This window comes from Virgibacillus byunsanensis, assembly GCF_042675965.1.
In the GTDB taxonomy this organism is placed as follows: Bacteria; Bacillota; Bacilli; order Bacillales; family Amphibacillaceae; genus Virgibacillus_R; species Virgibacillus_R byunsanensis.
The window spans coordinates 418,410-431,723 of sequence record NZ_JBHTKJ010000007.1; the positions used below are offsets into that span (position 1 = coordinate 418,410).

The window sequence follows — 13,314 nt, forward strand, 5'->3', positions numbered from 1 at the left end:
GGGAGAAGACGGGGAATTTCAATGCTTATAAAGCGAAAAAAACAAATAATGATACTGTCTATTGGAACAATACCTCTAGTAACATTGACCAGAAATGTGTCAATCGTATTCTGGGACAACGTATTCCTTGTTGGCTTGCTATGTTTTATGTTAGGTGGTGCATTTTTACTGATAGAAAAGGGTGTTTTTAATAATGTCTTTTATAGTTTTCAGTTATTCTTCAAGAATAGTTCTAAATTAGAGAGTTATGTCACAGAGATGTCAGAAGACAGAGTTAACACTCAGAAATCACTGTTTAAAAGTTCTATTGGTTTAAGATTGCTACGTATTGGTGGGTTTGTATTAATCGTCTCGACCACTTTCTCTTTTTTCTTTTATTAGTTAAATTTTTATTTAAATTAGGAGGATTATAATGGTATTTGAACAAAAAGTAATGGAAAAATTGGACACGGAGAATATAGATGCACTTATGGTTACGGGTGCTTGGAACAGGAGATACCTTTCAGGGTTTACTGGGAGTAATGGAGTTCTCTTGATAACAAAGAATGAGAAAAAATTAATTACAGATTATCGTTATGTGGAGCAAGCTAAAATGCAAACAGAATTTGAAGTTATTCTACACGCTGAACATACAGGTCATAAGGATAAAATATTTACTGAAGTCGCGAAACAAGTAAATAAAATGGGGATAAATAAATTGGGATTTGAACAGCAACATCTCAATTATGGTGCGTATTGTAAGGTGAAGGAGTTAATGCACACAGATTTAATACCTACTTTTGATCTAGTAGAAGATATTCGAATGATTAAATCTGAGGCCGAGCTTGAAAAGCTAAGAATTGCTTCGGATATTACTGATCGAGCCTATCTACATATCCTTGACTATATTAGACCGGGGATGACGGAGCTTGAAGTTTCGGACGAGCTGCAGGGGTTTATCAAAAAAAATGGGGGGACAAGTACAGGATTTTTACCAATTGTAGCTTCCGGCGTTCGTTCATCACTGCCGCACGGGAGGGCTAGTGATAAGAAAATAGAAAAAGGAGAAATGATCACGATAGATTTTGGTGCGAATTATCAGGATTACTGGGCGGATATCTCAAGAACTGTCTGCTTAGGTGTTCCAGATCCACGAATGAAGGAGATACAAGAAGTGGTGCTGAAATCATTTGAAAACTGTGTAAATAATATTAGGGCAGGTCTTAAGGACCAGGAAGTCGATCTGTTAATGCGTGAACATATTATCGAAAAGGGGTACAATGAACAATCAGGCACAGGAACAGGACATGGAATCGGTTTAGAGGTTCATGAAAAGCCACTTTTCTCTGTTATGAATGAAAAAGAGTTAAAAGCTGGTATGACGATAACAATAGAACCTGGCATCTATATTCCAAAACATGGCGGAGCGAGAGTTGAAGATGTACTTCTAATCACTGAAAAAGGCTGTGAAGTTTTAACGCCGTCGACAAAAGAGTTGGTAGTTATTTGATTTGAAAGATGCACTGTATTCAAAAGTAATAAGAAAATAAATTAGTAGGTTTTGTGTGTAGACAAAAATAAGAATGTCGATTTTATTTATCGGCATTCTTATTTTTTTAAATCTAATATGATAAGTTACTAGACAAACATCTTAAATTGCTTAAATAGAAATGTATACAAATCTGTTTGCTCCTCAATAATTTTAGATGTAGGTTTACCTAGTCCATGGCCTGCATTTTTTTCGACCCGCAAAAAAACAAGGTTATCTCCAGATTGTGCTTCTTGCAATGTTGCGGTAAACTTTTTTGCATGTAATGGAACGACTCTATCATCTGTATCTGCAGTTGTAATGAGTGTTGGTGGATATTTTACACCTTTTTTTACGTTATGCAATGGTGAATATTCATACATGAATTTGAAATGATCTGGGTTTTCTTCAGCATTTCCAAATTCTGTAGTCCAAAAACGTCCAACTGTAAAAAGATGAAACCTTAGCATGTCGGTAACTGGGACAAGGCACAGTGCTGCGCCAAATAGTTCCGGTCGTTGTGTAATACAAGCACCAACTAGCAAACCACCATTACTACCACCCATAATCGCAAGTTTTTTGGAATTGGTATACTTATTTTCAATTAACCACTCTGCAGCTGAAATAAAATCATCAAACACGTTTTGTTTCTTTTCAAGTATTCCTGCTAAGTGCCAGTCTTCCCCAAACTCTCCTCCACCTCGTAAATTGGCTACCACATAAACTCCCCCGGCCTGTAGCCACATCAACTGAGATGGTGAAAAGGAAGGGGTTAAACTGATATTGTAACCACCATATCCATAAAGGAGAACAGGGTTATCTTCATTCAGTTCTAGCCCTTTCTTATGGGTAATGAACATAGGGATTTTAGTTCCATCTTTAGAAGGATAAAAGACTTGTTTCGTTTCAAACTGATTTGATTCCAAATCATGCATTGTTTCCATAACTAAATCCAGTTGATCCTCATCAAGATCATATTTTACTATCTTGGAAGGGTAAAGATATGAAGTGTAACCGATAAACATTTCGGAATTATTCTTTTTTCCTTTTATATCTGTAATCGTAATAAACTCCGGCAGTGACAACTCTTTATGTAAATTCCCTTTGCTGTCATATATTTTGAGTTGATCGCAAGCATTTTTCATAAAGGAAACTACGAAATGGTTGTTAAGCATTTTAATAGTTGAAAAGGTATCTTCTTTTTCAGGGATGATCTCCTTCCAATTCTTTTTATCGGGATGTTTTATATTAACACTAATTACCCTGCCTTTTGGTGCGTTATTATTTGTGTAGATATAAAAGTCAGCGCCTTCATTTCCTATAAAGGAGTAATAATCTTCTCCATCGTTAATTAGAGGAATAAACCCGCTATTACTTTCTAAACTACGGTAATAAATTCTGCTTTTTGGTTCTGTTCCATTATACACTTTTAGGACTATATACTTATTATCATCAGATATTTGTGGTAGGAAAGAGAGCTCTTTATGTTTTTGGTCTTGATGTATTAAAATATCTTCATCTTGGGATGTTCCAACCATATGCCAATAAACGCTATTAAAAAAACTTTCTTCCTGTAGGGATGCTGATTGTTGGTCAGGGTACCTGTTATAGAAAAAACCACGATTATCTTCACTCCATGCAATGTTACTAAATTTGCACCATTTTATAAGTTCAGGGAAAACCTCGCCTGTTTCTAGATTCTTGATCCTAATCTCCTGCCAATCACTACCATTATACGAAATTGCATATGCTAGCATGGATCCATCTTGGCTAAAGCTAGTATTGGTTATGGCTGCTGTACCTTCTTCACTTATTGTATTTGGGTCTATTACAGGTTCTATTTCATCAAGATTATCTATAGTTTTGGTACGACAAAAAATAGGTTGTTTTTGTAAACCGTCATTTTTGTGAAAATAATAATATTCACCTTCTCTCTGAGGTAATGAATATTTAGTATAATTCATCAAACTAGTTATTTTTTCTTTGATTTTGTTTCTTTCGGGATAATTGTTTAAATAGTCTCTGGTAGTTTTATTTTGTTCTTCTGTCCATTCTTTAGTTTCCACTGATTCAGGATGCTCCAACCATCGATGTGGATCATTTACTTCTAAACCATGGTAATTATCAACTATCAATTCCTTTTTTGTGACACTTTTCATTTATAATTCCCTCCTCTGTTTGAATTATCTAATTTAAAAAAACTAAAAAAGTATCTACTAAATGAATTAAAACAAGTTTAAAAAATGTTTAGTGTTAAAATGCTTACATAAAGTAGTTATTATCATTTTTTTTGGTTTTTTCTTATCTTTTTCAATTGATCTTCTGTCCGACCTTTTAGAATGGAAACTGGTTTCAACCGGTTGAAAGCAAATAAAATTACTGCAATGTCACCCAAAAATTCTATCTATCGATTTCTGAATCAAACTGCATTTGTACTTCGTTCTGAACACGTTTCACAAAAGAATGTACTTATTCAAAGGTTTGCGTATACCACTAGGTTGGTTACAGATCCTTTTTGGTATAATATTGAGTGTCGGTAAAAATCGATACTGAAGTTTAACTCTAACAATCAGGGCATTGATCAATTATAAAGATAAAAAACCTCAAATATCAAAATAGTAATAGTATTTTATTGGGGCTTTTTAGAGAGTTTAATTAAAACCAATCTTGTAAGATAAAGTCGTTAATTTAAGAAAAATATATTGTTATTAGGCGAGTATTTTATATGGGTATGTTCATTAAAACCGTTTTCCTTTTTTATATACTGCCTTAATATCCTTTATATTTGTTAAATCATCTAGTGGGTTTGAACCAAGTAAAATGAAGTCTGCTACATAGGATTCTTGAATTCTCCCTACTTTTCGATCTAAAATTGATCCTGCATTGACAGTAGCTGTCTTTAAAATTTGCTTGTTATCATCTACAATTGAGTGCATCATTAACAACTCATCCGTTAATGCAGGATGTGGTGTACTTGGAGAACCAGCATCAGAACCAGCACCTATTAGTAAGTTTCGATTAAAGAATTGTTTAAAAGCTTGGGCATGTCTTTCCACAATTTCCAATGCTTTTTGTTTAGCGTATGCAGGAATACCTTCTTGTTTGGTAATTCGTTGGTAAATATATAGTGTAGGAATCCAAGCAGTTTTTTTATTTTCCATCATGGAAACTAAATCCTCATCTAAAAATTGCCCATGTTCAATAGTATCTATACCAGCTTGAATGGAGTTCTTAATTCCTTCTCTCCCAATAGCATGTGCAGCCACTTTTAATCCAAATTTATGAGCTTCATTACAAATGACTTGCTGTTCTTCCATATTTAGCTCTACATTACCAACTGCTTCACCTTCTGTGCGTCCGTAAACACCACCAGTGGAGCTAAGCTTTATTACTTCAGCTCCTTTAAAAATTTGCTCTCTTACCCCTTTTAATGCTTCATCCTTCCCATCGACAAATCTTGCCCAGAAAGGATCATGTCCACCTGTCATAGTTAATGTTCTCCCGCTCGCAATCAAATCAGGTCCATCAATTACTCCTCGTTTAATTGCTTTTGCTACATGTAAGGCGATATCATCGACTGAACCAATATCCCTAACAGTGGTAATCCCATTTTTTAAGTACTCCCTACAATACGAAACAGCTCTAATAAGCATTTGTTCGTAGCCTTCTGCCTCCAATGTTGCAACTGGATCTAGTGAACCATCCCACATCATATGGACATGTAAATCAATTAACCCTGGAAATAAATAATTTCCCTTTCCATCTAAAATAGTAACATCATTAGGAAACTTATCCTTTGATAAAACTTTATAAATATAACCATTTTTCACCCAAACACCGGAATCCAGTTTTAGTTCTAAATTTTCACCGTAGAACAACTGAACGTTTTTAATAATATAATTCACAGTAATCTCTCCCGTCGTTAATTAGTATGCTACATAACATGTTCAAGAAATTCCTTTAAGCATGCAGGCCCCTTCACTCAGACTGCACTTAGTTGTTCTTGAAAAAAGATGGACAATTAAATTTCATTAAATACCTCCTATGTATAATTTTATTTTTCTGTATAATCTAAATTTAATAATTGCAAGTTTTATGCCAAAATGCTTAAAGTGAATGTTTTTGTGGAGGGATTCGCTACTATGGTGTGGATTGAAAGTTAAACTTAGCCTTTATATTCCAAAATAGTGGAACAAGTAGACATATTAAAATAATAACCCATACAATATCTTTCCATTTTTATTTCACAAGTGAATAGTGAGCTATTTAGTAATTTATTCAACTTTCGCACCTAGAAAACCAAATAACCATATAGTAATATTTTCCATTTGAACCCTCCGTTTGTTTATTAATACTGTAGTAACCTACAGTTGAATAACACTGACATTTATAAGCAAAAATCAAACCTGGCATATAATTTGCATTAGAATTTAGTGATAAAAAGTGGAGGTGTAATCTATTGGGGCGATCCATCTACTGAAGGGCTGATTTTAAAAAAATGTGACGATTTTGCTGATTATCAAATCGACCGTTCACCTGGTTATAGGAACAAGCGCCAGAGTTGCTACATTACATACTCGTGGTGAACTATAAAGGGTGGAAGGATTCCTATAAAATCTTAGTAGGTGAAAGCGGGTCAACGATAACCGTTCTGGCTGATTTATTTGAACACTTTTCTGGAATAAAAAAATAAAATCAAGGGAGGATACTACATGAATTTGTTGTCCGGAAATGAGATAAATAAGATGATTACTATGCAGGAAGTAATAGACTCCATTGAAGACTATTATATGCAAAATGAAGACACTAATAAAATTTCTCCTGATCGTATGCATATTGATGATGGGGGAAATACAGCATTATTAATGCCTGCTTTTTATGGTGACTATTATGCAACTAAACTAATCGGTGTTGCACCTAATAATAACAAACTAGCTAAACCAACGATTCATGGTTTGATGGTACTGTATGATCGAAAAACACTTGAGCCTCTTATGACTTGTGATGCTATGCCAATTACTGCGTTGCGTACTGGGGCACTTGGTGGTCTAGGAATGAAATATATTTCAGATCAAAATGCCTCGTCCGTTGGAATCGTTTGGGACAGGCACTCAAGGCTTGAGCCATTTGCAATCTGCGTGTACTATCCGAGACATTGACTCCGTTTATGTCTATAATCGGAGCAACGAAAAATTAAAAGAATTTATTTCAAAAGCAGAAAAAGAATTTCCAGATTTAACTATTCAAGAGGCAAAATTGCCTGAGTTAATTAAGAAATCAGATATAATTATCACAACAACAACATCGCAAACTCCTGTTTTACCCGATATGGATCCTTGTGATTGAAAGGGCAAACAGGTTATTACGGTTGGATCTTTCAAGCCTTCTATACACCACAATCAATTAATAAAAAGTAACCATTTTTGGAATGCACGTTCTCCAGGAACCCCGTGTGGCGATGCCACTTTTTCACCGGCAAGTACGATAGTTGAAAAGGATGGACCAACAACACCAAAATTTTTCATGAGAAATTCTAACTCTGCAGCTAGTTCTGCCTCGGTCATTTCCGATTTTGACTTTTTTAATACCCTCTACTTTCTCTATGATATTAACGGCTTCTTGTAAATAGTCAATTTCGTTTCTATTTTGGTCATTATTCGCTATCATATAGGGGACATCTCTATGTGATTTTCGACAAATTACTATACTAAACATTGAGGTGTTTTTTCATACATTGTCAAGGATTAGACTTAAATAGCTATTAGACATGTATCTAGTTAAACTTATTACACTTATCGAGCTGCGAAAGTCTAGTTATTTTTATAAGATTAAATCAATTATTTATTTATATCTTGATGGTTAACAATTCAAAAAAAATATACATGTATAATTTTTTTGACACTAAATATTAAGAAGCAATACAAGATCTCTTTTTAATTACAAGGTATGATTTTTCAAAACTCATGATGAAAATTTAATACCGCACTATTTTATTCAATCAGAATGTTCAAAAGTTAAAATGGTTATAAAAGTCAAAGTTAGACCTTCTCTGTAATCTTAAGGGGATTTAAAATACTAAGTAGGGGCTAGGGACCATATAAAATGATCTGTTTATCAATACGCTATATGAAATTATTTAATCGAATACTTATTTAAGAGGTGAAGGAAGATGAATGTCGATAAACAACTTTTTAGCTTGATAAACGCAACGAAAGTATTAACATCTACTAGAGATTTAGACGAGGTATTACATCTACTAATTAAGGAAGTCTTAAGTGTTTTTAATTGGGCAGATGTAAGTATACTCTTCTTGTGGGATTCACACAATAAACACCTAAAGGCAAAGTCATCAGTAGGATTTGATATGGATTATTTGGATAAATTAACTTTGCAAGCTAACGAAGGTATGTCTGGTAAAGCTTTTAGCCTTGAAAAAGCTCAGCTTTATAAATCAAGTGATGACACATCTCAAGGAATGTCGAATGTTACGAAAAAAAATTTTCAGTTGTATAAGAAAGCTCTAAAAAATAAAAAGACATTCCCTACAAGTGCAATTTCTGCTCCTTTAATGAAGAAAGACGAATGTTTTGGAGTTTTAACAATAGATAGTTATTCTAATAGTATAGAATTTACTGAAGATAATTTAATGTTACTACAGACATTTGCTAACCAAGCTATGATTGCGATTGAAAATGCAACTCTTCTATCCCAAAATGACCGTTCTAATCGCATTCATAATGAACTAACAAAGATTTACATGTCTCATCAAGGGCTTACAGGAATAACAAGGACACTTTCTAGTCTCATAAACAATCAAATATGCGTATGTGATGAATTTTTTAACTTATTATCGTATACATATGATTCTGCTAAAGAAATAGTTGAAGAACTTAGGAAAAAAGAACCGTTAATGGTGGGTGAGTTATTCTCTGAAACAAATCTTGCTTATAGAACGATTTCTCTAAATGATTCGTATTATGACATTAGTTTGTTTGCTATAAATATTGAAAATGAAACTACAGGTGTTCTAATGGTGATTAATGATAAAAATGAAGTGCTTGATTCATTAGATATATTTGCGGTAGAACAAGCCACTACCGTTTTTGCTTTAGAATTACAGTCCCGAAACCAATATATATCAAATCACTTCAATTATGAAGGGTATTTAATGAAAGGTATTATTAATAATCCCGAAAAGGGCGTAAGCATATTGAAAAGTAAGAGGTTCTATAAAGAGAATAACCAATATATGATTTTAAAGATAGAAATAGTAAATGAATTAACTGAATTTAAGGAAATACATGCAACAAAGCAGAGTTTTTCAAGATTGCTATATAATTATTTAAGTATGTTCCAATATCGGTCACTAGTTTATGAAGACTCAATGGAATATTCAATATTATTTTTAATTAATAAAAAGGTCTATGAAGAGGAAATTCATAGATCAGTATATGTTATGTTAGAAGAAATTAAAAAAAGATCAAAGTTATCTATTTTAGCTGGCATGGGAAGGTGTTTCATTGAAATGTCAGAAATAAACTCATCAATAAATGATTCTAATAAATGTGTTGAGTTTATGAAAATGATAGATGTTGAGCATGATTTTATGAGTTATAAAGAGTTGGGAGCATATAGGCTTCTTCTAAATATAGAACCTAAGGAATTGGATAACTTCCTTGAGATTAAACTTCAAACAGTTTTAGACTACGATTTGAAACAGAAAGCAGACTTAGTTAATACACTTGAATTATATTTATATTTTAACCAAAACATAAGAAAAACTGCCGAAAAAATGTATTTACATGAAAACACAATTAAATACAGAATAAATAAAGTAAAGAAGATTATGGGAATTACAGAGTTTAATGGTGATATCACCTTTGAAATCAATCTAGCATTAAAAACTAGAACCTTTTTAAACAGGTCATTTTTGTTTAAGTAGACAAAAGTGACCTATTTTTTTTGTCTACTATAGATGTATTTAATTTTCACAGAATATTTTATACTATTTCTAGTATTAAAATCATATCCGAATTTAATTCTAGATATGACCTTATTAACATTTTAAAAAGGGGTGATTTAGATGGAACAAAGAACAAAAGAAGATTTTTACAGTAGAATCATTAAAGATTATAATTTTACACTTGATCATTCAGGTGTTAGTGGAGATAGAATTGCATCTAGACTTTATGAAATATCTAAAATCGGTACTACCGATTCGGGGGGAGCTAATCGTACAGGCTACTCAATTGAAGAGAAAAAAGCAAAAGAACTTGTAATAGGATGGATGAAGGCAGCGGGAATGACTATTACTATAGACGGAGCAGGAAACGTTTTTGGAAAAATAGAAGGTAGAGATGAAAGTCCTTCTGTGGTGTCTGGTTCCCATGTTGATAGTGTTCCTAATGGTGGACATTTTGATGGAACTTTAGGTGTTATAGCTGCTTTGGAGGTAGTGGAATCCTGGAATAGTAATAAACATATTCCAAAAAACCCTTTTGAAATAGTAATTTTTTCTGATGAAGAAGGTTCAAGGTTTAGGAGTGGGTTGATCGGTAGTAGGGCTTTTATGGGTCAAATAGATCAGAAGGAATTAGCTAACCTACGAGATGAACAAGGAAAAACGTTTAATGAAGTCATAGTAGAATATGGATTAGAATTTGAGGATTTTAAAAACATGAAAAATAATAAAGACATAATGAATTTTGTTGAAGTGCATATAGAACAGGGAAAGATATTAGAAAAAGTTAACCAACCCGTTGGAATTGTCAGTGGTATTGCGGGACCTGCGTGGTTAGAAGTTACATTTATTGGGGAAGCAGGACACGCTGGAAATACCCCTATGCCAGGTAGGAAAGATCCTTTAATTGCTTCTGCCATCTTCATTGAATCTATAGAGAAATTTCCGCAAATAGTTAGTAATACTGCTGTTGCAACAATAGGGAAATTAGACGTTTATCCAAATGGGGTAAACGTTATTGCACAAGATGTTCAATTGACTGTTGATATAAGAGATATTCACGAAAATACGCGAGATAAATTATTAGAGTTAATTTACAAGGAAGCAGAGAATATTGCTAAAAGCAGAGATATAGATGTCAATATTAATTATAACTCTAGTATAAAACCTCTTCCTATACAAAAAAGGTTTCAGGATAAATTAGCGGAGTCAATTTCCAAGTTTGAAGTTTCACCTACTTACATACCTAGTGGTGCTGGACATGATGCAATGGTATTAGGTAAAGAATTCCCGGTTGCGATGTTGTTTGTTAGGAGTAAGGACGGTATAAGTCATAATCCGAATGAATGGTCTTCGCTTAATGATTGTGTCATGGCAGTTCATATTTTAAGAGATTATATTGAAAGTATTATGAAGGAAACAGAATAAACCAATATATACTTGAACCTATTTTCGACCAATTGTATAAGGAAGTTTGACAACACATAAAAGCTCATAATGGCCACATTTATAAAAAAATTATTTAGATTTACAAATAATTTGTTTTCTAAGTTTTGTGTAAATAATTTACAGAATAAATGAAATATATATATAAATCTAACTATGCAAATATGCCACATGAATTGCATAATTCAATAAAAATATTCTTCAAAAATTTAAAATCATGACGAACGTATTATTTATAATAAATATTTAAATATTAATATCTAAATATACAAACTTGGCACAAGAATTGCATAATTTAATATACAAGGACTAATATTCCTCAAATTTTGACAATTTTGAAGGAAATTATATTTTTAAAAAATTATAAATGTTAATAGTGTAAAAAACAAAGGAGTGAAAGAAATTGTCAGACGTTGTTTTGGAACTAAATGATCTACATACTTACTTTTTTACAGATAATGGCGAAATTCCTGCGGTAGAGGGGGTTAGTATAAATGTACATAAAGGAGAAGTGGTCGGAATTGTAGGTGAATCAGGATGTGGAAAAAGTGTAACATCTTTATCTGTGATGAAATTAGTACCAAGTCCACCAGGTAGAATTGTGGGTGGTGAGATTAATTTTAAAGGAGAGAATCTCGTTAATGCTTCAGAAAAACGTATGAAGAAAGTCCGTGGAAATGAAGTATCCATGATTTTCCAGGAGCCTATGACATCATTGAATCCTCTATTTACAATCGGAAATCAATTAATGGAAGCGATTCGCATTCATCAAAAAATATCTAAGAAAGAAGCACGTCAAAAATCAATAGAGATGCTGCAGATGGTTGGAATTCCAAGATCCGAAGCTATTATTGACGAATATCCACACCAACTATCTGGTGGGATGAGACAGCGTGTTATGATAGCGATGGCTATGTCATGTAACCCTGAATTGTTGATAGCAGATGAACCAACAACAGCGTTAGATGTTACGATTCAAGCACAAATATTAGATTTGATGAAAAAATTAAATAAAGAAAAAGACACATCAATTTTGTTGATTACTCATGATTTAGGTGTTGTTGCTGAAATCTGTGACCGGGTTGTTGTTATGTATTCTGGTCAAGTTGTGGAGGAGGGTACTACAAGGGATGTTTTAAAATCTCCACAGCATCCATATTCGAAAGGACTTATCCGTTCATTACCTAAAATATATGAAAGGGAGCCAAAATTATATTCTATTCCAGGAACGGTTCCTAAACCCAAAAAAGGGAGGGTTGGTTGTCGTTTTGCTCCAAGATGCGAGTTCGCATTTGACCGATGTTTCCAAGAGAATCCTGAATTATATTATTTAAATAGTGGTCGTCGCAGCCGGTGCTTTTTACATGATGACCAAGAAAAGGATGTGACGTAACATGCAAAAGCCCATATTGGAAGTTAAGGGTTTGACAAAGTATTTTAAAGTTAAAGGAGGGATTTTAGGACGTCAAACTGGTGCAGTAAAAGCGGTTGATGATGTTTCATTTACTGTAAATAAAGGTGAAATATTAGGTATTGTAGGAGAATCGGGCTGTGGAAAATCTACAACAGGGAAGTCAATTTTACGACTAATAGAGCCAACTGGCGGTGAAGTGAAGTTTGAAGATAAAGATATCACAAATATAAGTTCTGAAGAGATGCGAAAATTAAGGAGAAATATGCAAATTATTTTCCAGGATCCATACGCATCACTAAACCCTAGGCATACAGTTGAGAAAATAATTAGTGAACCATTGTTGGTACATGGTATCAATTCCTCTAAAGAACGCAAGGAACGAGTTAAAGAATTATTGGGGATAGTTGGATTAAGTGCATATCATGCTTCAAGGTATCCTCATCAATTTAGTGGAGGACAACGACAAAGAATTGGAATTGCCAGAGCATTGGCAAATAACCCTAAACTAATTATTTGTGATGAGCCTGTTTCAGCTTTAGATGTATCCGTCCAGTCACAAATCCTTAATTTAATGGAAGATTTACGAAACGAGTTTAGTCTTACGTATGTTTTTATTGCTCATGATTTAAGTGTGGTGAAACATATTTGTGATCGTATTGGTGTGATGTATTTAGGTAGAATGGTTGAATTAACAGAAAAAGACAAACTTTATGATAAACCGAAACATCCATATACTCAAGCACTGTTGTCGGCTGTACCATTGCCGGACCCTGATATTGTGAAAGAACGAGTGATTTTACAAGGAGATGTACCAAGTCCGTCAAATCCGCCAAGTGGATGTGCGTTTCATACAAGATGTCCACAAGCGATGGATATTTGTAAAGAGACTAGACCACATTTTGAAGAAATAGAAGATAATCATTATGTTGCTTGTCATTTATATGGAAACAGGTTAAGTAGTAATTAAGTCTTACAAACTACGAAAAA

General features: G+C 33.4%; 10 protein-coding genes and 1 pseudogene. 8 read left to right on the forward strand and 3 right to left on the reverse strand.

Annotated elements, in window-relative coordinates:
* The first annotated feature begins 21 nt into the window (after positions 1–21).
* Positions 22–381 (forward strand): DUF3899 domain-containing protein, encoded by a 360-nt coding sequence (locus ACFQ3N_RS03635; RefSeq protein ID WP_390359617.1) that lies wholly within the window; start codon positions 22–24, stop codon positions 379–381.
* A 31-nt stretch (positions 382–412) separates the two neighbouring features.
* Positions 413–1,489 carry a M24 family metallopeptidase gene (locus ACFQ3N_RS03640; protein ID WP_390359618.1) on the forward strand — a complete coding sequence of 359 codons (1,077 nt, stop codon included), beginning with the start codon at positions 413–415 and terminating at the stop codon, positions 1,487–1,489.
* A 128-nt stretch (positions 1,490–1,617) separates the two neighbouring features.
* On the opposite strand, the gene ACFQ3N_RS03645 is transcribed toward ACFQ3N_RS03640, so the two are convergent.
* Both ACFQ3N_RS03645 and ACFQ3N_RS03650 read right to left on the reverse strand, forming a co-directional pair.
* Positions 1,618–3,666: a prolyl oligopeptidase family serine peptidase gene (locus ACFQ3N_RS03645; RefSeq protein ID WP_390359620.1), complete on the reverse strand. Its 2,049-nt coding sequence runs from the start codon at positions 3,664–3,666 to the stop codon at positions 1,618–1,620.
* 579 nt (positions 3,667–4,245) lie between these two features.
* Entirely contained in the window at positions 4,246–5,412 is a 1,167-nt protein-coding gene (locus tag ACFQ3N_RS03650) for a metal-dependent hydrolase family protein (protein WP_390359622.1), read from the reverse strand.
* An 807-nt stretch (positions 5,413–6,219) separates the two neighbouring features.
* Between ACFQ3N_RS03650 and ACFQ3N_RS03655 the strand changes: the two genes are divergently transcribed.
* Together ACFQ3N_RS03655 and ACFQ3N_RS03660 are read left to right on the forward strand one after the other, a co-directional pair.
* The gene (locus tag ACFQ3N_RS03655; protein WP_390359624.1) at positions 6,220–6,666 is read left to right on the forward strand and encodes a hypothetical protein; all 447 of its coding nucleotides are present in this window, start codon (positions 6,220–6,222) and stop codon (positions 6,664–6,666) included.
* The gene (locus tag ACFQ3N_RS03660) at positions 6,584–6,853 is read left to right on the forward strand and encodes a hypothetical protein (RefSeq protein WP_390359625.1); all 270 of its coding nucleotides are present in this window, start codon (positions 6,584–6,586) and stop codon (positions 6,851–6,853) included. Before ACFQ3N_RS03655 ends, ACFQ3N_RS03660 begins: the two co-directional genes overlap by 83 nt.
* A 43-nt stretch (positions 6,854–6,896) precedes the next feature.
* Here ACFQ3N_RS03660 and ACFQ3N_RS03665 read toward each other — a convergent pair.
* Positions 6,897–7,150: pseudogene (locus tag ACFQ3N_RS03665) on the reverse strand (M24 family metallopeptidase); the annotation flags it as partial.
* 526 nt (positions 7,151–7,676) lie between these two features.
* Here ACFQ3N_RS03665 and ACFQ3N_RS03670 point away from each other — a divergent pair.
* The 4 genes from ACFQ3N_RS03670 to ACFQ3N_RS03685 all read left to right on the forward strand — a co-directional run bounded on the left by ACFQ3N_RS03670 (position 7,677) and on the right by ACFQ3N_RS03685 (position 13,294).
* Positions 7,677–9,449, forward strand: coding sequence for a helix-turn-helix domain-containing protein (locus tag ACFQ3N_RS03670; RefSeq protein ID WP_390359627.1), 1,773 nt, complete (start codon positions 7,677–7,679; stop codon positions 9,447–9,449).
* Between the two features lie 141 nt (positions 9,450–9,590).
* Positions 9,591–10,895, forward strand: a complete 1,305-nt coding sequence (locus tag ACFQ3N_RS03675) for a M20 family metallo-hydrolase (protein ID WP_390359628.1) — start codon at positions 9,591–9,593, stop codon at positions 10,893–10,895.
* Positions 10,896–11,316: 421 nt separating this feature from the next.
* Positions 11,317–12,306 (forward strand): ABC transporter ATP-binding protein, encoded by a 990-nt coding sequence (locus ACFQ3N_RS03680; RefSeq protein ID WP_390359630.1) that lies wholly within the window; start codon positions 11,317–11,319, stop codon positions 12,304–12,306.
* A gap of 1 nt (position 12,307) precedes the next feature.
* A complete protein-coding gene (locus ACFQ3N_RS03685; RefSeq protein ID WP_390359631.1) occupies positions 12,308–13,294 on the forward strand; it encodes an ABC transporter ATP-binding protein in 987 nt (328 codons plus the stop codon).
* Positions 13,295–13,314 lie beyond the last annotated feature (20 nt).